The 20,588-nt window shown below is 75.2% G+C and carries 13 protein-coding genes and 1 pseudogene; 7 read left to right on the top strand and 7 right to left on the bottom strand.

The features are described 5' to 3' along the window. Positions 1-38: 38 nt before the first annotated feature. From FRAAL_RS08960 to FRAAL_RS08930, 7 genes and pseudogenes are all read right to left on the bottom strand, one after another. Positions 39-1,349, bottom strand: coding sequence for a glycosyltransferase (locus tag FRAAL_RS08960; RefSeq protein WP_011603381.1), 1,311 nt, complete (start codon positions 1,347-1,349; stop codon positions 39-41). Beyond that, positions 1,346-2,710, bottom strand: a complete 1,365-nt coding sequence (locus FRAAL_RS08955; protein ID WP_231861584.1) for a glycosyltransferase — start codon at positions 2,708-2,710, stop codon at positions 1,346-1,348. Before FRAAL_RS08955 ends, FRAAL_RS08960 begins: the two co-directional genes overlap by 4 nt. A 259-nt stretch (positions 2,711-2,969) precedes the next feature. Then, on the bottom strand, positions 2,970-4,343 hold the full coding sequence (locus FRAAL_RS08950; RefSeq protein WP_050997053.1) for a choice-of-anchor P family protein: 1,374 nt from the start codon (positions 4,341-4,343) through the stop codon (positions 2,970-2,972). A gap of 132 nt (positions 4,344-4,475) precedes the next feature. Then, complete coding sequence (locus FRAAL_RS08945) at positions 4,476-5,813, bottom strand: nucleotide sugar dehydrogenase (protein WP_011603378.1); 1,338 nt, start codon at positions 5,811-5,813, stop codon at positions 4,476-4,478. A 55-nt stretch (positions 5,814-5,868) separates the two neighbouring features. Beyond that, complete coding sequence (gene wecB, locus FRAAL_RS08940) at positions 5,869-7,137, bottom strand: non-hydrolyzing UDP-N-acetylglucosamine 2-epimerase (RefSeq protein WP_231861583.1); 1,269 nt, start codon at positions 7,135-7,137, stop codon at positions 5,869-5,871. Between the two features lie 395 nt (positions 7,138-7,532). After that, positions 7,533-8,510, bottom strand: a pseudogene (locus tag FRAAL_RS08935) (GDP-mannose 4,6-dehydratase); the annotation flags it as partial. 77 nt (positions 8,511-8,587) lie between these two features. After that, positions 8,588-10,795: a bi-domain-containing oxidoreductase gene (locus FRAAL_RS08930; protein WP_011603226.1), complete on the bottom strand. Its 2,208-nt coding sequence runs from the start codon at positions 10,793-10,795 to the stop codon at positions 8,588-8,590. Positions 10,796-10,976: 181 nt separating this feature from the next. Between FRAAL_RS08930 and FRAAL_RS08925 the strand changes: the two genes are divergently transcribed. The 7 genes from FRAAL_RS08925 (at position 10,977) to FRAAL_RS35760 (ending at position 20,578) form a co-directional block, all read left to right on the top strand. Beyond that, entirely contained in the window at positions 10,977-12,107 is a 1,131-nt protein-coding gene (locus tag FRAAL_RS08925; RefSeq protein ID WP_157734324.1) for an MraY family glycosyltransferase, read from the top strand. Continuing rightward, on the top strand, positions 12,104-13,051 hold the full coding sequence (locus tag FRAAL_RS08920) for an NAD-dependent epimerase/dehydratase family protein (protein WP_011603224.1): 948 nt from the start codon (positions 12,104-12,106) through the stop codon (positions 13,049-13,051). The genes FRAAL_RS08925 and FRAAL_RS08920 overlap by 4 nt, the downstream gene beginning before the upstream one ends. A 64-nt stretch (positions 13,052-13,115) precedes the next feature. Then, the gene (locus FRAAL_RS08915) at positions 13,116-14,561 is read left to right on the top strand and encodes a glycosyltransferase family 4 protein (protein ID WP_011603223.1); all 1,446 of its coding nucleotides are present in this window, start codon (positions 13,116-13,118) and stop codon (positions 14,559-14,561) included. Beyond that, entirely contained in the window at positions 14,558-16,345 is a 1,788-nt protein-coding gene (locus FRAAL_RS08910; RefSeq protein ID WP_011603222.1) for an FkbM family methyltransferase, read from the top strand. Before FRAAL_RS08915 ends, FRAAL_RS08910 begins: the two co-directional genes overlap by 4 nt. Beyond that, the gene (locus tag FRAAL_RS08905) at positions 16,342-17,346 is read left to right on the top strand and encodes a glycosyltransferase (protein ID WP_041940328.1); all 1,005 of its coding nucleotides are present in this window, start codon (positions 16,342-16,344) and stop codon (positions 17,344-17,346) included. Before FRAAL_RS08910 ends, FRAAL_RS08905 begins: the two co-directional genes overlap by 4 nt. Beyond that, on the top strand, positions 17,343-18,524 hold the full coding sequence (locus tag FRAAL_RS08900) for a glycosyltransferase family 2 protein (protein WP_011603220.1): 1,182 nt from the start codon (positions 17,343-17,345) through the stop codon (positions 18,522-18,524). The genes FRAAL_RS08905 and FRAAL_RS08900 overlap by 4 nt, the downstream gene beginning before the upstream one ends. Then, the gene (locus FRAAL_RS35760; RefSeq protein WP_011603219.1) at positions 18,521-20,578 is read left to right on the top strand and encodes a heparinase II/III family protein; all 2,058 of its coding nucleotides are present in this window, start codon (positions 18,521-18,523) and stop codon (positions 20,576-20,578) included. Before FRAAL_RS08900 ends, FRAAL_RS35760 begins: the two co-directional genes overlap by 4 nt. Positions 20,579-20,588 lie beyond the last annotated feature (10 nt).

Below are 20,588 nucleotides of genomic sequence, written 5' to 3'. Positions count from 1 at the left end.
TGGCACGGTCCGGCGGCACGGCGGGGGACGGCCATCGCCTAGGACCACACCGCCGTGATGTCGCGCTGCCAGGTGTCCATCGTGAACGGGGAACGGCGCAACAGCCGCATCGCCTCGCGGCGCTGTTCGATGGTCGGTGGGACCGCGGTGAGCATGTCGGCGGTGTCCGCCCAGACGGCGTCCGACGTGGCCAGCGGCAGCGTGGCCACCCCGGGCAGCAGGCGGCCGATCTCGACGACCCCCGGCAGGTCCGCCGAGAGCACCGGGGTGCCCACCGCGAGCGCCTCCAGCACCACCGTGGGCATGCCCTCGTGCAGCGAGGTGACCAGCAGCAGCGAGGACGCCACGAGCAGCCGGGGGATCTCCCGGACCTCGCCGGTGAACTCCACGTGCTCGGCGACGCCGAGCCGGTCGGCGAGCGCGCTCAGGCGGGCGGTTTCGGCGTCGTCCTGGCGGCCGACGACGCGCAGCCGCGCATGGACCGAACGGGCCCGCAGCGCGGCGAGGATCTCGATGGCGCGGGCACGGTTCTTCAGCGGGTCCGGGCGGGCGATGTGGACGAGGGTGACGACGTCGTGCTCGTCCTCGGCCAGGTCCTCGGCGCGGCGCCGCGCGGCGATGGCGACCCCGGACGGCTCCAGTTCGACGCCGTTGTAGACGACGCGGCAGCGCGGGTCGAGCCGCCAGTCCTCCCGCCACAGCCCCCGCATCGCCGCCTCACTCACCGCGACGAGATCGGTGGCGAACCGGTCGAGCAGCAGGCGTCCGACCGCCCGCTGTACTCGGCCACGCAGGCTGTCGCCGTGCCGGTCGGCGCTGCTGACGAAGTACGCCACCCGTCGACGCACACCGCCGAGGCGGGCCAGCGCGAGCACCACCCCGGAGAAGGTCGCCACGGCGGAATGGACCACGTCGGGGCGGACCTGGCGCAGCAGCCGCAGAAACCGCCAGCCGAACCGCCAGTCGGCCCGGCAGTAGTACACCTCGCTGCCAAGTCCACGGATCTCGGTGTCCAGCGAACCCGGGGCGCCGGAGGTGACGGCGAAGTCCAGCCGGAACTCCTCCGGATCCAGCCGACGGAGCAGGCTCACCGCGCGCAGCTCCACCCCGGCGCGATCCATCCGGCCCAGCACCTCCAGCACCCGCACCGGGCGGCGGGGCCGACCGGCGTCGCCGGGCCCCGGCCGGGTGGCCGTGGTGGTCACGCCGGCCGCCGGGGCGACGGGGCGGGACTCGATCGCGGGCCCGGTCGGGACCTGCGGCCGCCGATCGACGTGGGTGTCCCCGGGGGCCGTCCGTCCGGTGGCCTCCAGGGCGCTGACGGGGGTCGAGGTGGCGTCCGCGGTCATGATCGCCGGTCCGTCGGCTGCGGGGTCCGCGCGGGTGGCGACGCGGCCGGCGCCGCCGTCACCACCGTCCCCCGCTGGGGTGGCGGCGCCGCGCGGCCGTCCGCCGGCGGGTCTGCGGCGATCGCCGCGTAGAAGGCCGACGCCCGTGCGGCCAGCCGCTCGCCGCGGTAGTCCTCGGCGGCGGCGCGGTTACGCGCGGACATGGCGGCGAGCGTGCCGGGCGAGGCGAGGACCTCGGTGATCCGCAGGGCGAGCCGTTCGGGATCCTCGGGCGGGACGAGATCCTGCGGCGCGAGCAGCTCGACGTTCCCGCCGACCGCGGTCGCGATCGCGGGCACCCCGCGGGCCATCGCCTCGATGAGCACCCGGGGCAGGCCCTCCGTCCGGGAGGGCAGGACGAACAGGTCGGCGGCGTCGAGCACGGCGCGCACGCCGGCCCGGTCGAGCGCCGGCACGAACTCGACGACGTCGCTGAGACCCGCACGCTGGGCGGCGCGCACGAGCGCGGAGTGATGGCGCCCGCTGCCGACGATGACGACGCGCAGCCGGTGCCCCCACGCGTCGAGCAGGCCGACCGCGGCCAGCAGGATGTCGTGGCCCTTGTACCGGCGGTCCTGCGAGCCGATCGTCACCAGGGTCGCCGGCACCGGCGGCCGGGCGGCACGCGGCCGAGCCGCGGCGAAGTCCTGGGCACTCAGGCGACCGTAGGCGTAGGCGGCCGTCAACGCTCCGGCCGCCGGCGGGTAGCGGCGCTGCAGCGTCTCGCGGGTGACGTAGCCGACCGCCCGGGCTCCCGCGGCCCGTCGGGCCAACCAGCGCCGTGCCGGCCGGCGCGCCCAGCGGCCGAACATCCCGCCGGCCACCGCCTCGGCGTCGCCGATGATCTCCATGGCGTAGGGCAGCCCGCGGGCCTGCAGCTCGGTGACGAGCGCGGCCCCGACCATGCCGGGCATCACCGCCAGGTAGCGGGTGTCCACGACGTAAGGCGAGCGGGCGGGCCGCGCGCCGGGGCGGGATCCGGCCGGCGACCGCGGCGCCGGGATCGGCCCGGGCGGCAAGGCGCGGCGCGCGGCACCCGCGGCCGCGGCGCGCCGGCGGGGGGTGGGAGCAAGCTGACCGCCCACGTCGAGCCCGTCGCGAATCACGGAGAGTATCGATCTTCTGGCTCGCAGGTAGCCGGCCGGCCCCTGGTAGGGCGGCAGCGCGACGACGCGGACCCGCTCGCCCTCGACGGGGAAGGACGCCGTCGCCGCCAGGTCTCCGGGTGCCGCGCCGACCCGCGCGAGCACCACGACCTCGTCGAAGACGCCGAGGTAGCTGCACCAGTGCAGGTAGGCCTCACCGGGCGTGGGCGCCAGCACACGGTCGTCGCCTCCCCGATGGAACCGTGCCTCCGTCGCGACGACAACTCGCATGGCGCCCGCCCTTCGCCGGTACTCCCTCCACGACGTGCTCAACCTACAGCCATGACATGACTACAGAGAGATACAGCACTCACGGAGAGTTCGGGCGGCAGGGCGCGACATCCGGCGCCGGACGCACGAGCGGGCGGGTGGGGCAAAGCGCCCCCACCCGCCCGCCTCCCGCGAGGTACACCCAGATCGCGGGCCCACCCGCGGGTTACAGCGTGTCACTCACCCCCAGGCACTTCGCCGGGTCCGCGACGCCACCGCAGAGGTCGCCGGCGTGCGGGGCGGACAGCTCCAGGGTGTCGTACCCGTTGATCGGCGCCGACAGCGCGGTCGCCCCGTTGTCGGACGCGTTGATCGAGGCGACACCGAGCCGGATCACGGCCCCGACCGGAAGCACGCCCGCAACCTGGATCACCACCTCGACGGCCCGGACCTCCAGCGCGTTCGCGGTCTGGATCTGGCGGTTCAACACCACGTACCCGACGCCGGGCAGCGGGATGAAGGTGTTGGGTGCCACGTTCGCCGGGATGGGTACCCCGGCGATCGACAGTCCGACGAACTGGGTGCCGGTGGCATCGATCACGGCCGGTTGGCCGTTGCCCTTCGAGGCGTTCGCCTGCGAGGTGATCGAACTGGCCGTGATCAACCCACTCAGAATGTTGATGTTGGCCAACGTGATCTTCGTGGCGGCCAGCGTGGGATTACCCAGGACCGCCGCCCCCGACGCGGTGATCACCCCGGTGTTGAGGATGCCCGGCAGGTTGATGCCGGCCAGGTTCGCCGTGGTGGATCCACCGTTGCAGGGAGCGCTCTGCGCGATGAGCGGACTCACCGACAGCGGACCCGCCGCGATCAGGTTCGAGTACGCCACCCCGGTCACGAACACCGGCGGCTTCGGCAGGAAACGCGACTGGGTGTAGCCCAGCGCGATGTCCAGGCCGGCGTTCGGCCCCGCGAGGATCTGCACCCGCGCCCCGATGGTGCGGATCCCGTTCGCCGCGACGGTCTGCTGGTTGAGCGTGATCGTGCCGATGTCCGGGATCGCGATCACCGTGTTCGGACCGATGGCGCCCAGCGGGATCGGCAGACCGCGCACGGTCAGGCTCCCCAGCGAGACCGCGCCGGCGCTCGCGATGACGGTCCCGGTGTTGACCGCGGTCGAGGTGACGGCGAGGCCGCTGAGCCCGACCACCCCGCCCAGGATGCTCGCGTTGGCCACCGTGCTACGGGTGACCGCGACCTGGTTGTTGTTCGGACCCGCCTCGGCGGTGGTCGCGGACTGGAACACCGCGGCCGCCGTGATCACGCCGGGGATGTTGACGACTCCCCCGGCGCTGCTCCCCTGGTTCGGCAGGGTCGTGCAGGAGATCCCGGCCGGGAACGTCGGCCCCGACGTCACCGTGCCGCCCAGCGCGACCGATGTCCCATAGGCGTACTGCTCGTAGGCCAAGGGGTTGGCGACGGCCGAGGCCGGACTCACCCCCACACCGACCATGGTGGCCGCGAGGACGCCACCGGACACGACGCCGGCGGTGAGCCGGCGCAGTCCCACCCGGTGTGCCACGCGGAACGAACTTCGCATCAAATTCCTCCATTCCGTAAGTAGATTGCTACTTTCAGAGATCACCCTAGGAAGAGGAGGCCCGATTCAACGCCTGGCTGTAAATAGTTAGCTTCGTTCAGTGAGTTTCGGGCGTGTCGCCGTACGGGCGGGTCAGAGAGACTCCACGGCGAGTCCGGCGTCATCGTGTCTGGTCGCCTGGGCGGGTATCGGCACGGCGGCGGGGCCCGATCGCCGGACGTCGAGAGGGCCGGGCAGCCAGCGGCGGGTGTCGAGCACGAGCCGGGCGTGGCGGGCCACCGTGTCGCGGTCGAAGGCGTCGTGGTCGACGAGCACGACGACGAGGTCCGCCGCCGCGAGCTCCGCCGCGCCCGCCTCGACGAGGGTCACCCGGGCCGGCAGCCGGGCCGGATCGACGTGCGGGTCCGCCGCGCGCACCTCGGCGCCGAGATCGGCCAGCAGGCCGGCGACGCGGGTCGCCGGTGCCTCGCGGGCGTCGCCGGTGTTGCGCTTGTACGCCAGCCCCAGCAGCAGGATGCGGCTGCCCGCGACGGGCAGGTGCCGGGCGTTGAGCATCTCGGTCACCCGGCGTACGACGTGGTCGGGCATGTGGTCGTTGACGTCGTTGGCCAGTTCGACGAACCGGAAGCTGCGCCCCAGGCTGTGGCGCACCCGCCACGACAGGTAGGACGGGTCGATGGGCAGACAGTGGCCGCCGACGCCGGGACCGGGGGTGAAGCGCAGGTAGCCGAACGGCTTCGTCGACGCGGCGTCGATGGCCTCCCAGACGTCGACGCCGAGCTCGTGGGCGAACATCGCCAGCTCGTTCACCAGCGCGATGTTGACGTGGCGGAAGGTGTTCTCCAGCAGCTTGGTCAGCTCGGCCGTGCGGGTCGAGGCGACCGGGACCGTCCGCTCGATCAGGCTGTCGTAGAAGGCGGTGACGGCGGCCAGCGACGCCGGGCCCGTGCCGGAGACCACCTTGGGCGTGTTGACCAGGTTCCACGTCCGGTTGCCCGGGTCGATGCGCTCCGGGGAGTAGCCGAGGTGGAAGTCCGCCCCGGGCCGCAGGCCGGAACCCTCGGCGAGCAGCGGGGCGAGCAGCTCCTCGGTCGTCCCGGGATAGGTGGTCGACTCCAGGATCACCGTCGCTCCCGCGGTGACCAGCGGCGCCAGGCTGCGGGCCGCGTCGACGAGGTAGGACAGGTCGGGGGCGCCCTCGCGCAGCGGGGTCGGCACCGTGATCACCGCGACGTCGAACCCGGCGGCCCGCGCGTAGTCTCCGGTCGGCTCGTACCGGCCGCTGCGCAGGGCCGCGGCGAGCTCGGGGTCCGGGATGTCCTCGACGTAGGAGCGCCCGGCCGCGAGCCGGGCGGCCCGGTCGGGATCCACCTCCACCCCGACGACGTGCCAGCCCATGGCGACGGCCCGCATCGCCACCGGGAGCCCGACGTAGCCCTGCCCGACCACCACCAGCTTGTTCGATGACATGAACAGAGTGTTTCTTATTAATCACATAGAGCGACGTAGCCGATTCATCGTGTCCTCATCGCGGGGTCACCGGACCGACGGCCGCGCCGCCGGCCGACGGTTGCGCCACCGCCTGCGCCAGCACCCGGGCGATCCGCCGGCCGGCCTGCCCGTCCCACAGCGCCGGACGCCGCGGCGGCGGCGGATGCTCCAGGGTGTCGATCGCCGCGGTGACGACCACCCGGCGGTCACGCCCGACCACCCGGTTCGTGCCCTCGGTGACCGTCAGCGGGCGCTCGGTGGATTCCCGCAGCGTCAGGCACGGCACGCCGAGCACCGTCGACTCCTCCTGGATTCCGCCCGAGTCGGTGAGCACGATCCGGGCCCCGGCCTGCAGGGCCACCGAGTCGAGGTACCCGACCGGCCCGAGCAGGCGGATCCCCGCGGGCAACCGGCCACCCACCCGGGCCGCGGTGCGGGGGTGCGCCGGGAACACCAGCGGGCAGCGAACTGCGATCTCGCCGAGCGCCCCGAGCAGGCCGACGAGCGCCGCGGCGTCGTCGACGTTGGCCGGCCGGTGCAGGGTGACCAGCCCGTAGCCGCCGGGACGCAGCCCGAGCTCGGCGAGGGTCGGCCGGGCGAGCGCCTCGTCGCGGCGGGCCAGCAGGGTGTCCACCATGACGTTGCCGACGAGGTGGACCGACCGCGGCGCGGCACCCTCCCGCAGCAGGTGCTCCACCGCGTCCGGCGAGGTGGCGAACAGGTCGGCGCAGAGATGGTCCGCGACGATCCGGTTGATCTCCTCGGGCATCGAGCGGTCACCGCTGCGCAGGCCCGCCTCCACGTGTGCGGCCCGCACCCCCGCCTTCGCCGCCACCAGTGCGCAGGCCAACGTCGAGTTCACGTCCCCGAACACGACGACGACGTCGGGCTCCAACCGCTCCAGCAGCGGCTCGAAGGCGGTCATCACCGCCGCCGTCTGCACGGCGTGGGAGCCCGAGCCCGCCGCCAGGTGATGGTCGGGGCGGCGCAGGTCGAGCTCGGCGAAGAACACCCCGCTCATCGCCTCGTCGTAGTGCTGGCCCGTGTGCACGAGCGTGGTGCGAAAGCCCTCGGCCGCCAGGGCGTCCAGGACCGGCTTGGCCTTGACGAAGTTGGGCCGGGCGCCCGCGACGACCACCGCATGCGGCCCCGGAGCCACCTGCGGCACCGCCCGCGCGGGTCGGGGGATCCGCTGGCCGGGCGGCCGCGCCGCCCGACCCCCGCCCGACCCGGCCGATCCGGCCGACCCGACCGACCCGACGAGTCCGGGCGCCCCGACGGATCCGGCCGACCCCTCGGTCATGGCCTGGCCTCGGAGGACGCCCCCTGGGCCGGCAGTCCCGCGGACGGCGCGTCGGCGGGCGGCGCGGTGGGGCGATCCGGCGAGGAGCGGTGGGACGGTGGCGTGGGCCGAGGCGGCGGAGCGGGGCGGGGCGCAAGGGTGCGGTGGGACGGCGAAGCGGGGCGGGACGGCAGGGTGCGACGGGTCGGCGGGGTGGGGTGGGACGGCGGGGTGGGCCGAGGCGGCGGGGCGGGGCGGGGCGGCGGGGTGGGCCGAGGCGGCGGGGTGGGCCGGGGCGGCGGAGCGGAGCGGGGCGGGGCGACGGCCGGGGCCGGCCCGTCGGGCGGCGGTGGCGGGACGGGCAACGGTGGCCGGACGGGCAGCGGTGGCGCGGTGGCGGTCAGGTGCTCGCGGGCGGCCGCCTCGGCCTCAAGGGCCAGGTCGGCGTCGACCATCATCGCGATCAGCTCCTCGAACCCCACCCGCGGGGTCCACCCCAACACCTCCCGCGCCTTCGACGGATCCCCCACCAGCACATCCACCTCCGCCGGCCGGAAAAACCGCGGATCCTGCTTCACCAACCCCGACCAGTCCCCGATCCCCACCCGCCCGAACGCCGCATCCAACAACTCCCGAATACTGTGCGTCACCCCCGTCGCCACCACATAGTCATCCGGCGTCTCCTGCTGCAACATCCGCCACATCGCCTCCACATAATCCCCCGCAAAACCCCAGTCCCGCCGCGACTCGAGATTCCCCAACGTCAACGAGTCCTGCAACCCCAACGAAATCCGCGCCACCGCCCGCGTGATCTTCCGCGTCACGAACTCGATCCCCCGCCGCGGCGACTCGTGATTGAACAACAACCCCGAACACGCAAACGCCCCGTACGACTCCCGATAATTCACCGTCAAATAATGCCCGAACGTCTTCGCCACCCCATACGGCGACCGCGGATGAAACGGCGTCGTCTCCCGCTGCGGCGTCTCCCGCACCTTCCCGAACATCTCCGACGACGACGCCTGATAGAACCGCACCCGCGACATGTCGTTACCACCCGCGATCCGCAACGCCTCCAACACCCGCAACACCCCCATCCCCGTCGTCTCCCCCGTCAGCTCCGCCTGCTTCCACGACAGCCCGACGAACGAGATCGCCCCCAGGTTGTACACCTCGTCCGGCTGCGAGATCTCCACCGCACCGATCAACGACGGAAGATCCGTCAGATCACCCTCCAACAACACCACACCCGGCACCAACCGCTCCACCACCGCCACCTTCGGGTTGGACTGCCCCCGAACCAACCCGAACACCTCATAACCCTTCGCGGTCAACAACTCACCCAGATACAACCCGTCCTGACCGGTAATCCCGGTAATCAGCGCACGCGGCACGTCCTCATCCTTTCTTTCGCCGGGGCGGACCGGCGGCGGCGGTCGTCGTCGTCGTCGTCGCGAAGAATCGGTTTCAGTCAGACCCGCGGGTCGCCGAGGCTGCACACCGCCTCGACGCCGAGCGCGTCGGCGGCGGCGAGGGTGGCCCGGCTGGACGCGAGCAGTTCCGCGGTCACCGCGGCGTCGCCGCCGCGGCACATCCGCAGGAAGGCCGCCGCGGCGTCGCGGTGACCCTTGTCCTGGGCCCCCTTCCACACCGACCGGCCGTCGACGACGAGCTCCCGGTAGTCGTCGATACGGACGAGGCGGCTGCCGGCGAGGGCCTCGATCTGTTCCTTACGGGCTCCGCGGGGCCGGGCGGAGCTGTAGGCGACGGTCGACAGCGACCCGTCGGCGTGCCGCAGCGACACCGCCAGGTCGGGGGCGAGCAGCAGCTCGGCCTCCCGCCCGGCGAGTGCCGCGACCGCCTCGACCTCGCTGCCGGCGAGCGCCGCACAGGTGTCGAGAAAGTGGCACACCTCGCCGAGCAGGCGACCCCCCTGGACCCGGTCGTTGTACCAGTGGCTGGCCGGTACCGCGCCGGCCGCGATCCGGTAGACGGTGGACAGCGGCCCGGTCCGCGCCGCCAGGGCCGCGCGGGCGGCGCGGACCGGGGGCGAGAAGCGCCGGTTGAAGCCGACGACGAGCACGCCGCCGCCGGCCGCCGCCGCCTTCTCCACCCGCTCCAGCTCGTCGAAGCTGAGCGCGAGCGGCTTCTCGCACCACACATGCCGCCCCCGTTCCAACGCCCGGGCGGCGAGCCCCGCGTGCGTGGCGTGCGGCGTGGCGATGACGACGACGTCGATGTCGTCGTCGTCGAGGACGGCGTCGGCGCCGGCCACCGCCCCGGCGAACCCGTGCCGGTCGGCGAACGACCGCGCCGAGCGACCGCCGGCGGAGGCGACGGTGACGAACTGGTCGAACCCGGCGGCTCGGAAGGCGGGCAGCAGCACCGCCCCGGAGAACGTTCCGGCGCCGATCCAGCCCACCCGGCTGCCGCGGCGCCCCGCCGCCACTCCACGCTGGCGCGGCAGCCCCACGCGGGGCCGGGGCCGGGGGCGCGGCGGCGCGGCGGACCCGTCCGTGTCGTCCGCGGGCCGGCGGCTCGCCGGCAGGGCGGGGGCCTCGTCCGGGTAGTCGAGCCGGATGCCCAGGTACGGCTCGCCGCGGCCCGCGACGAGCTCGTAGGCCCGCGGCGCCGCGTCGATGGGAAAGGCGTGCGTGACCAGGTCGTCGACGCGCAGCCGGCCCGCGGCGAGCAGGTCGAGCACGGCCTCCTGGTTGCGCCCCTCGGTCCAGCGCACCTGGCCGGCCGGGTAGTCGACCCCCCAGTCCTCGTACTCGCGCTCGTAGCGTCCCGGTCCGTAGGAGCGGGCGAAGCGCAGGGTGAGCTCCTTGTCGTAGAACGGCGCGCGCAGCAGGCCCAGCCCGACGTCGCCGACGACGACGATCTGCGCACGGTCGCGGGCCAGCGCGGTCGCCCGCATCACCGGCTCCGCCGAGCGGCCGGCCGCGCAGACGAGTACCGCGTCGGCCCCACGGCCCCGACTCCAGGCCCGCACCGCGGCCGTGGTGGCCTCGCCGACCTCGGCGAGCGCGTGCACGCCGACCGCCGCGGCGGTCGTCAGCGGCAGCTTCGCCAGGTCGATGCCGGCCACCTCGCAGCCGCTGGCCAGCGCCAGCCGGGCGGCGAGCTGGCCGACCAGGCCCAGGCCGACGACGACGACCTTGGATCCCGGCCCGACCTCGGCGAGACGCAGCCCGTGCAGGGCGATGGACCCGATGGTGGCGAACGCCGCCGCCGCGGGCTCCACCCCGTCGGGTACCCGCGCGCACAGCAGCCCGGGCACGGCCTGGAACTCGGCGTGGTTGGCCCGACCGGCGCCGCCGGTGGCGACGAGGTCACCGGGGCGGATGCCGGCGACCGCCGCGCCGACCTCGACGACCCGGCCGCAGCCGCTGTAGCCGAGCGGCACGTCACTGCCGAGCCGGTCACGCACCGAGCGCGCCGCCGGCACCAGGCCGTCGGTCCGGGCCTTCTCCGTCACCTTGCGCACCAGGTCGGGGCGGGCCCGGGCCTTGGCCAGCAGACCGGCGCGGGCGAGTTCGGTGACGGCCCGTTCGGTGCCGGCCGACACGATCGTCGCCGCCGTCGCCACCAGCACCTCGGTCGGGCCGATGACCGGCACGGGCACGTCGAGCACCCGCACCGCTCCCCCGGATGCCGCCTGGACCACCTGTTTCATCGCGCGAACCTCCGGCCTCCGGTGAGCGTCGGCGAGCCCGGTTCCCGGCCGGTGGCGGCCGGGGGGCGGCCGCGCGGGACACCCGCACCCCGCATCCTGCTGCGTAGTGTAGTTGATGCATTACATTAAGCGATGTACGCCGCTCGTACTCCACCCGACGTGTCAGAGCCGGAGGAACGGCATGCTGGGAGCGCCGGCCGCCGCGTGCATCGTCACCCTGGCGGCGACCCCGATCGTCCTCGTCTGCATGCGGCGCCTGGCCGCCATCGACGAGGTCACGGCGCGCTCCTCGCACCAGGCACCGACCCCCCGCGGCGGCGGCATCGCCGTGGTGCTCGGCCTCTTCGCGGGCGTCCTCGTCCTGGTCCTCACCCAGGGCGGCGCCGACTCCCCCGACCTGCTGCCGCTGACCGCGGCTGCGGCCCTGTTCGGGCTGATCGGGCTGGCCGAGGACATCGGCGGGGTCACCGCGATGCGGCGGCTCGCCCTGCACACCGCCACGTCGTTCGTCGTCGCGGCGATGGCGGTGCTCGGCGCCGTGCTCGGGGACGCGGCACCGGGCCTGCTCCTGGTCCTGCTGGTGACCGTCGCGGCGCCCGTCTGGATCACCGGCTTCGTCAACGTCTTCAACTTCATGGACGGGATCAACGGCATCTCCGCGGTCACGGCGGCGCTGGCGGGCGGGGCCTTCGCGGCCCTCGGCGCCGCGCGGGACCTGCCCACGCTGACCGCCGGCGGGATCCTCGTCGCCGCCTCGGCGCTCGGCTTCCTGCCGTTCAACTTCCCCCGGGCCCGGGTCTTCCTCGGCGACGTCGGCAGCTACGCGCTGGGGGCCGTGCTCGCCGTGCTCGCCGTGCAGGCGGTGCTGGCCGGCGTCCCGCCGGAGTCGGCGCTTGCCCCGTGCGCGCTCTATCTGGCGGACACCACCGCCACGCTGGCGCGACGGATCCGAGCCGGGGAGCAGTGGTACTCCCCGCACCGCTCGCACGCCTACCAGCGGCTGACCATCGCCGGCTGGTCGCACGTGCGGGTCACCGGCCTCGTCGGCGCCACGACGGCGGTGCTCGTCGTGCTGTCGCTGGCCGCCTTCGGCCCCCTGCCCGGTCGGCTCGCCGCGGACGGCGCCGCGGGACTGGTGCTGCTGGCCTACCTCCGCGCGCCTCGGTGGGCGGCACGGCGCGGCCGTACCGCGGCCCGCCCGCGCCCGACTCGCCCCGCCACGCCACCGCCTCGCCAGCCCGCCCGGCTGCCGACCCAGCGGCGGACCGACGACGAGCCGGGCCGTCGGGCGGCGCCGGGGACGACCCGATGACGAGGGTCGCCCTGTTCGGCGCCACCGGCTTCATCGGCGCCGCGTGCGCGGCGGCGCTCGCCGCCGCCGGCCATGAGGTGCTGCCCCGTCCGGCGCGCCGGCTGGCGGTCGACGGCGAGGCCCTGACCGGGGTCCCCGAGCGCGCGTACCGGCCCCATCTGCCAGGGCTCGCCGCCGAGCTCGACGGTGTCGGGGCGGTCGTCAACGCCGCGGGGGTGGCGGTGTCGGCGGCGCGCCTGTCACCCGAGCTCGTCGGGGGCAACGCCGCGTGGCCCCGGCTGCTCGCGGACGCCTGCGAGCGGGCGGGGGTGCCCCGGCTCGTCCACGTCAGCACCGCGGCGGTGCAGGGCCGGGTCGACCGGCTCGACGAAAGTCTCCGCTACGCGCCCGTGAACCCCTATGCCCGGTCGAAGACCCTCGGCGAGCAGCTCCTGCGCGACGCGGCGGCCGCCGGCCGCGTCGCGGTGACCCTCTACCGACCCCCCTCCGTGCACGGCTCGGGACGGCGGATGACGACCGCCTTCGCCGCGTTCTGCCGGCGCTGGCCCCTGGTGACGTGCGGAGACGGCGGTCAGCCCGTGCCAGTTGCACTGATCGGCAACGTCGGCGCGGCGGTCGCCGCGATCCTGGCGGCGGACGGCGCACCCCTGGTGGTGTCCCACCCCTACGAGGGGCACACCGTGCGCAGCCTCTACGAGACGTTCGCGCCGGGCCGGCCGCTGCACCCGCTGCCGGCGCGAGCGGTCCGGGGGCTGCTGCGCGCCGCCGAGCCGACCGGGCAGTGGCTGCCGCCGCTGAGCGCCGCGTGCCGCCGGGCGGAGCTGCTGCTGTTCGGCCAGGGGCAGGAGCGGGGCTGGCTCGACGCGCGGGGCTTCCGGCTGCCGCTCGGGCAGCCCGCCTGGGACGAGGTCGCCGCGACACGCGGACGGTCACACTACCGATAATCACTCCAAGTGAGTACTACGCTACTTTTAGCGATAGGTCGTCGACGGCTGGAGGTCGTACTCCGTGTCCACCCTGCCCGGTCGCCGCGTCCTGGTGGTGACGCACTACTTCCCTCCGGAGATCGGCGCGCCGCAAGCGCGGCTGTCGGAGACGGCCCGAGCGTGGGCGGCCGACGGCCTCGACGTCACCGTGCTCACCGGGATGCCGAACCATCCCACCGGGGTGATCCCACCCGAGTACCGCGGTGCCTGGCTGCGCACCGAGCGGGTCGACGGCTACCGCGTCGTGCGGACCCGGCTGTACGCCACCCCCAACGAGGGCGTGGTCCGCAAGACGCTGTCCCACCTGTCGTTCATGGTCTCGAGCGTCCTGCTGGGCGGCCGGCGGACCGGCCCGTGCGACGTGGTCGTGGTGTCCTCGCCGACCTTCTTCCCGCTGGGTTCGGCGTGGCTGCTCGCCCGGCTGCGGCGGGCCCGGCTGGTCGTGGAGGTGCGCGACCTGTGGCCCGCCATCTTCGAACAGCTCGGCGTCATCACCGACCCGCGCGTCCTCGGCCTGCTCGAACGCCTCGAACTGGCCGCCTATCGCGCCGCCGACGCCGTGGTCACGGTCACCGAGGGCTTCCGCGACGACATCGTCCGCCGCGGCATCCCGGCGGACAAGGTGCACGTCGTGCGCAACGGCGTCGACCTCGACCGGTTCCACCCCGACACCGTCGCCCCGGCCGGCCTGCGCGCGCGGCTGGGCGCGCCGGGCCCGGAAACGCTCGTGCTCTACATCGGCGCCCACGGCATCTCGCACGGCCTGACCTCGGTCGCCGACGCCGCCGCCCGGCTCGAGGACACCAGGCTCGAGGACGCCAGACCCGGCCACGCCCAACCCGGCGAGACGCGGATCCGGTTCGCCTTCGTCGGGGAGGGCGCCGACAGACGCCGGCTCGCCGAGCACGTCCGCGACCTGGGACTGGCGAACACGGTGCTGCACGACAGCGTGCCCCGCGAGCAGGTGCCGGGAGTCGTCGCGGCCGCCGACCTCTGCGTGGTGCCGCTGCGGAACGTGCCGATGTTCGACGTGTTCATCCCGTCGAAGATGTTCGAGCTTCTCGCCGCCGGTCGGCCGGTGATCGGCGCGGTGCGCGGCGAGGCCGCTCGGATCCTCACCGCCGCCGGGCAGGTCGTCGTCCCCCCGGAAGATCCCGCGGCGCTGGCCACCGCCGTCGCGCAGCTGGCCGCGGACCCAGACCGCCGGGCCCGGATGGGGCGCGCCGGCCGGGCGCACGTCGAGCGGCACTTCGACCGCGACGCCCTCGCCCGGCAGTACCGCCAACTGCTGTTCGACCCCGACGAACCGGCCCGCCCCGGCGGCGCCGGGCGGAGCACCGGTGCACCGGACGCACCAGACGCACCGGACGCGCCGGTCCCGGCGCAGCGGGCCGCGGCGCCCGCCCCGCACCGGGCCCCCACCGGGCCGCGGCCGGCGACGGCACCCGGACCGGAGGCGTTGGCATGAGGATTCTCGTCACCGGCGCGACGGGCTTCCTGGGCAGCCGGGTGGTGCCACGCGCGCTCGCGCAGGGTCACGAGGTCGTCGGGCTGGCCCGCAGCGCCACGGCCGCGGCGGCGCTGCGCCGGCAGGGAGCGGCGGCCGTCGCCGGCGACCTCGACGATCCGGCGGGGCTGAGCGCGGCGTTCACCGCGGCGGACTGTGCCGTCCTGCTCAACCTCGCCTCCCTCGGCTTCGGCCACGCCGACGCGATCGTGTCCGCGACCCGGGCGGCGGGCATCCGCCGCGCGGTGTTCCTGTCCACCACCGGGATCTTCACCGCGCTCGACCCGCCGTCGAAGCGCGTGCGGATCGCGGCCGAGCACACGATCGAGACCAGCGGGCTGGAGTGGACGATCATCCGCCCGACGATGATCTACGGCGGGTCGGACGACCGCAACATGGCCCGGCTGCTCGCGCTGGTACGCCGCGTTCCCGTTCTGCCGCTGCCCGGCGGCGGCCGGCGGCTGCACCAGCCGGTGCACGTCGACGACCTGGCCGCGACCGTGCTGCGGGCGCTGAGCGCCGACGCGGCGGTCGGCCGCGGCTACGACGTCGCCGGTCCGCGGGCGCTGTCACTGGGCCAGATCGTCGCCGCGGCCGCGGCGGCCGAGGGCCGCCGGGTGTACTGCGTGCCGGTGCCGGCCCGCCCGGTCCTCGCCGCCGCCCGCGCCTACGAACGCCGCGTCGGCGCGCCGCGGCTGCGGGCCGAGCAGATCGCCCGCCTCGCCGAGGACAAGGCCTTCGACATCGGACCCGCCCTGCGCGACCTCGACCACCGGCCGCGACCGTTCGGGGTCGGCATCGCCGAGCAGGCCGCCGCGGACCGCCGCGCCGCCGGCCGCCCCGCCCCGGTGGCCCGGGCCGTCCGCCGGCCCGACCGTCTTCGCCGGCTGATCGGCGACGTCCGCGCCGTCGCCGCCGTGGCAGGCGGCCCCACGGCCGTGCGCTTCGCCGCCGCGATCGTCCGCCACGCCCCGGCCGTCCTGCGCACCGGCACCCTCGACGCCGCCGACCGAGCCATGGCCCGGGGCAGCCACACCTACCGCCCGCTGCCCGGCGTCCAGGTCACCCTGCCCGGCGGGTCGTTCGGCGGCGCCCGGGAGATGTACTGCCGCGGGGTCTACCACGCGCTGCCCGGATTCGCGCCGTCAGCCGGTGAGATCGTCGTCGATCTGGGGGCGAACCAGGGCCTGTTCTCGGTGCTGGCGGCCCGGGCGGGGGCAGACGTCATCGCCGTCGAGGCGCAGCGCGGCTTCGCCTCCGTCTTCGTCAACCATGCCGCCGCCAACGGCGTCTCCCACCGCATCCAGCTCCTGCACGCCCTGGTCGGACCGTCGACCGGGGTGTTCGCCGACGCGGCGGCACGCCAGGGCGCCACCCACTGGGACGGCGACGTCGAGAGGCTGACGCTGGCCCAGGTGCTCGAGTCCGGCGGCGTCGACCAGGTGGACCTGCTCAAACTCGACATCGAGGGCTCCGAGTTCGCCCTGTTCGGCGAGCCGGACTGGCTGGACGCGGTCGGCAGGCTCGTGATGGAGGTGCACCCCGGGTTCGGCGATCCGGCCGACCTCGTCGCGCGGCTGCGCCGGCACGGGTTCGAGGTGACCCTGCTCGACAACGACCTGCGCCGCGTCCGGGATCTCGCCGGGGCCCCGTCGGGATACCTCTACGCCCGCCGCGACGGGTGGTCGGCGGGCACCGCGGCCGCCGGCCCACCCGCCGCGGTGCCCGCCGGGATGCCCGCGTGAGCGGGGCGAGCGGCCCGGTTCTCGTCGACTGCGCGGGGGCGCAGATGGGCGGCGCGTTGCGGTTCCTGACCGAGCTCGACGGGTTCCTGGCACCGCGCCCCGGCGCCGGCGTCCGCCTGATCGGCCGCGGCCGGCGCGTCGCGCCGAGCTGGCTTGCCCGCCGCGAACGCCTCGGCCGCTACCGGCGCACCGTCGCCCTGAACAACGTCGGGTACCTCGCCACCCGGGGCGAACGCTGGGTGCTGCTGCGCAACGCGCTGCACTTCCTCACACCGGCCGAGGTTCGGGCACTGCCCCGCGGGCTGCCCGCCGACATCGCCCGAGCCGCGCCGGTCGTGCGCCTGCTCGCCCGTCGCGCCGACGTCGTCGTCGTGCCGGCGTCGTCGATGGCCGAACGGGTCCGCACCGCCCTGCCGCGCCTCGGCGACCGCCTGGTCGTCCGGCCCCACCCGCTGTCCCCGCAGCCAGCGAGGCCCGGCGAAGACGAACGCGTCCGCGGGGCGATCCTGTGCCCGGTGCTGTTCGCCTCGTTCAAGCCGATGGGCCGGCTGCTGCGCCTCGCCGACACCGCCGCCGCGATGGTCGCCCAGCAGACCGGCGCGTCGGTGTCGATCGTGGTCACGGCGACCGACGAGGAGGCCCGGGAGCAGGGTCTCGCCGCCTGCCGGTCGCTGCGCTTCGTCGGGCGGCTCACCCCGGACGCCCTGCGCGGCCACCAGCGACGGGCCGGCGCCCTGCTGTACCCGACGACGGCGGAGTCCTTCGGCTATCCCCTCGCCGAGGCCCGGCTGGCCGGTGTGCCCGTGATCGCCCGCGGCACCGGGCACAACGCGGAGGTCGCCGGTCCGGTGCTCGTGCCGTACCGGGACGAGTCCGCCGACGACCTCGCGGCGGCGATGCACGCCGCGCTCACGCTGACCCCGCAGCCCGAACCCGGCAACCCGTTCGATCCCGTGGACTACTTCACCTGGCTGCTCGATGCGAAGGAACCGGCGCTGTGATCGCCCGAAGCCAGCCGCTCACCGCCGACTCCCGTGGGCCGGCCCCGCCCGCCCGCGACGGCTCGGGCTGGCCCGTCCCCTACGACACCGCCCGGCAGGACGCAGCGGCCGGCGTGGACAGGGCCGGCGTGGACAGGGCCGCCGGGGAGCACTCCGTCGGCCCGGTGCCCGCGCCGGGATCCGTTCCGGTGACCGCGATCATCCTCGCCCGCGACGAGGCACCGAACATCGTCCGGGCGGTCCGCTCTGTCGGCTGGTGCGCGCAGGTCGTCGTCGTCGACTCCGGCTCGACCGACGGCACGGTCGAGCTCGCGCGTCGCGCCGGCGCCACGGTCTGGCACATCCCCTGGCAGGGCTACGCGGGCCAGCGTCAGCGGGCCATGATGTCCCCGGAGGTCAGCCACGACTGGGTGTTCTTCCTCGACAGCGACGAATGGGTCTCGACCGAGCTCGCCACGGAGATCGCCCGACGGCTGGGCACGGAGGACAGCGCCGCCTTCAGCCAGCGGCGCCGGCTCGTGTTCGACGGCCGGTGGATCGCCCACAGCGGGTGGTATGCCAACAGCTGGCAGGCCCGTCTGCTCGACCGGCGGGCCGCCTCCTTCGACGCCAGTGTCAGCTACGGCGAGCGGGCCATCGTGGCCGGTCCGGTCGCGCGCCTGGCTGCCGACCTGATCGACGAGGACCGCAAGGGCCTCGCCGCCTGGCTGCACAAGCACGTGCGCTACGCCGAGCTGGAGGCGCAGCGCCGCGCGGCCCAGCCGGCCCTGCGCGAGCGGATCTCCCGCATCCGCAGCGAGATCCGTCATCCCGGCGGCTCGACCCGCCCGCTGGGTCGCACCGTCGCCAAGGAGGTCGTCCTCCCGCTCGTCCCGGCGAAACCGGCGGCCCTGTTCTGCTACATGTACCTGCTGCGGGCCGGCTGGCGCGACGGTCGGCAGGGGCTGCTGTTCTGCCTCTACTACGCCTGGTACGAACTCACCGTCGGCGCACTCGGCCGCACCGGCACCCCTGGCAGTACCAGCAGTACCAGCAGTACCGGTGCATCCGGCAGGGACAGCGCAGCCGCGCAGGCCGCGCCGGGCGCCAGGCGGGCAGCACCGGTGCCCCCGCAGCGCACCCTCCCCGCCCGTCCGGTCGGACCAGCCGGCGCCGCGAGGGGACCGGTCGGCGCATGAACCCGTCGACGGATCTCGCTCGCTACCTGCGCACCGTCGCACGCCTGCGACCACGTCAGGTCGCCGCCCGCGCCCGGCTGCGCGGACAGCGCGCCGTGCTGCGCCGCCATCCCCGCCTGGCCGTGACGATGCTGCGCGGCCGCCCGTCGTCGGGGTCGTGGCCGGCCGGGTTCGTCGCCGTGGACGAGACGTGCCCACCCGCGGGGCCGACCGTCGACGAGCTCGCCCTCGGCCGGCTGACCCTGCTCGGCCATGCCCGCCGGCTCGGTCACGCCGACCCGCTCGACCCCGTCGGCGACGTGGACGACGATCTGGCGGGCTGGGACTGGGAACAGGCCGGAGCCCCGCTGCTGTGGCGTTACCACCTGCACTACTGGGACTGGGCGTGGGCGCTGGCGCCCGGCGGCGATCGGGAGCGTGCCCTGTTCGCGCGGCTCTACCTCGGCTGGCGCACGGCGGTGGCCGTCGGTCATCCGGTGGCCTGGTCGCCCTACGTCGCCTCGCTGCGAGCCTGGACGCTGTGCGCGCTCGGCCCGATGCTGGCCCGAGACACCCCCGCGCGGGACGTGCTGCGCGCCGATCTGGGCGTCCACCGGTCGTTCCTGCGGATCCACCTGGAGACCGACGTCGGGGGCAACCACCTGGTGAAGAACATCAAGGCTCTGATCGCACTGGCGGTGGCCGCCGACGACCCGAGCGGGCTGCACCGCCGGGTCGACCAGCTCGTGCGCGAGACGCGCCGACAGGTGCTCGACGACGGAGGCCACTACGAGCGGTCTCCGTCCTACCACTGCCAGGTGCTCGCCGACCTCGACGACGTCGCCGGGTTGCTCGCCGCGGGCGGGTGGGCCGTGCCGACCGAGCTGTTCGACGCGATCACCCGCATGCGGGCCTGGCTCGGCGCGGTGCTCGGTCCGGACGGCACGGTGCCGCTGCTCAACGACGGGTTTGCGGTGCGTCCCGAGCTGCTGCGCCGACTGCTGCCCTCGGTCCCGGCGCAGCCACCCCCGCCCGGCCCCGAGGTGGACCCGTCCGACCGCGCCACCGGCCTCGCCGACGCCACCAGCTCCACCCGCATCACCCGCAACACCAGCTCCACCGGCATCACCAGCCTCGCCGGCGTTCCCGGCCGGCCCGGCGTGCCGGCCGCCGCGGGCGCGGGGGGTTGGGGCCGGTCCGGCGGCCTGCTGCTGGCGGACAGCGGGCTGGCGGCGCTCACGGCCGGTGGCTGGCATCTGCTCGCGGACGTCGGCCTGCCCTGCCCCGACGACCTGCCGGCGCACGCGCACGCGGACACCCTCGGCTTCCTGCTGTGGCTGGACGACCGCCCGCTGCTCGTCGACGTGGGCACCTCGACCTACGCCCCCGGGCAACGCCGCGACGCCGAGCGCGGCTCCGCCGCCCACAGCACCGTCACCATCGACGGCGTCGATTCGACCGAGGTCTGGGGAGCGTTCCGCGCGGGCCGCCGCGCCCGCCCCACCCTGGTCACCCTGCGCCACCGCGACGGGGTGGCGACCCTGACCGCCGGGCACGACGGCTACCGCCACCTGCCGGGCCGGCCCGTCCACTGGCGCACCTGGCGGCTCGACGCGGACGGCCTCACCGTCACCGACCGGATCAGCGGCGGCGGCCGACACCAGCTTGCCGTGCTGTTCCACTTCGCACCCGGGGTGACGCTGGCCGCCGCCCGCCGGCCCGATCCCGGCGGCCCACCCGAGCCCGCCGCCCTCGACGTCACCACCCCGGCCGGGCGGCGCCTGCTGCTGCGCGCCGGCGGCCCCGGCCGGTGGCACGTGCGCACGACCCGGCGAGCAACCGGCTGGGAACGAACGGTCCCCGCCCCCACCGCCGAGTTCCGGGTGGACGCCGAGCTGCCCGTCGACCTGCACGCGACGCTGACCGCCCGCGCCGAGGCCCACCCCGTCGACCGGTCCACCGCCCCTGGCCGGACGGCCACCGCGCCGCAGCTCGCCGTCCCGCATCCCCGGGGCACCCCGCGGCCGCTCGCCGCGCCGCGCGGCGCCGACACCGACGCCGACCCGCCGCGCTGACCATCCCCGC

The sequence above is a fragment of the Frankia alni ACN14a genome, assembly GCF_000058485.1.
Lineage (GTDB): Bacteria > Actinomycetota > Actinomycetes > Frankiales > Frankiaceae > Frankia > Frankia alni.
The sequence above is the reverse complement of the archived record's forward strand: the minus strand, read 5'-3'. Positions and strand labels throughout refer to the sequence as shown.

Coding starts and splice junctions, on each gene's coding strand:
- FRAAL_RS08920 (WP_011603224.1), top strand. CDS start 12,104: ATGACGAGGGTCGCCCTGTTCGGCGCCACCGGCTTCATCGGCGCCGCG.
- FRAAL_RS35760 (WP_011603219.1), top strand. CDS start 18,521: ATGAACCCGTCGACGGATCTCGCTCGCTACCTGCGCACCGTCGCACGC.
- wecB (WP_231861583.1), bottom strand. CDS start 7,137: ATGACCGAGGGGTCGGCCGGATCCGTCGGGGCGCCCGGACTCGTCGGG.
- FRAAL_RS08945 (WP_011603378.1), bottom strand. CDS start 5,813: ATGTCATCGAACAAGCTGGTGGTGGTCGGGCAGGGCTACGTCGGGCTC.
- FRAAL_RS08930 (WP_011603226.1), bottom strand. CDS start 10,795: ATGAAACAGGTGGTCCAGGCGGCATCCGGGGGAGCGGTGCGGGTGCTC.
- FRAAL_RS08925 (WP_157734324.1), top strand. CDS start 10,977: ATGCTGGGAGCGCCGGCCGCCGCGTGCATCGTCACCCTGGCGGCGACC.
- FRAAL_RS08950 (WP_050997053.1), bottom strand. CDS start 4,343: ATGCGAAGTTCGTTCCGCGTGGCACACCGGGTGGGACTGCGCCGGCTC.
- FRAAL_RS08960 (WP_011603381.1), bottom strand. CDS start 1,349: ATGACCGCGGACGCCACCTCGACCCCCGTCAGCGCCCTGGAGGCCACC.
- FRAAL_RS08910 (WP_011603222.1), top strand. CDS start 14,558: ATGAGGATTCTCGTCACCGGCGCGACGGGCTTCCTGGGCAGCCGGGTG.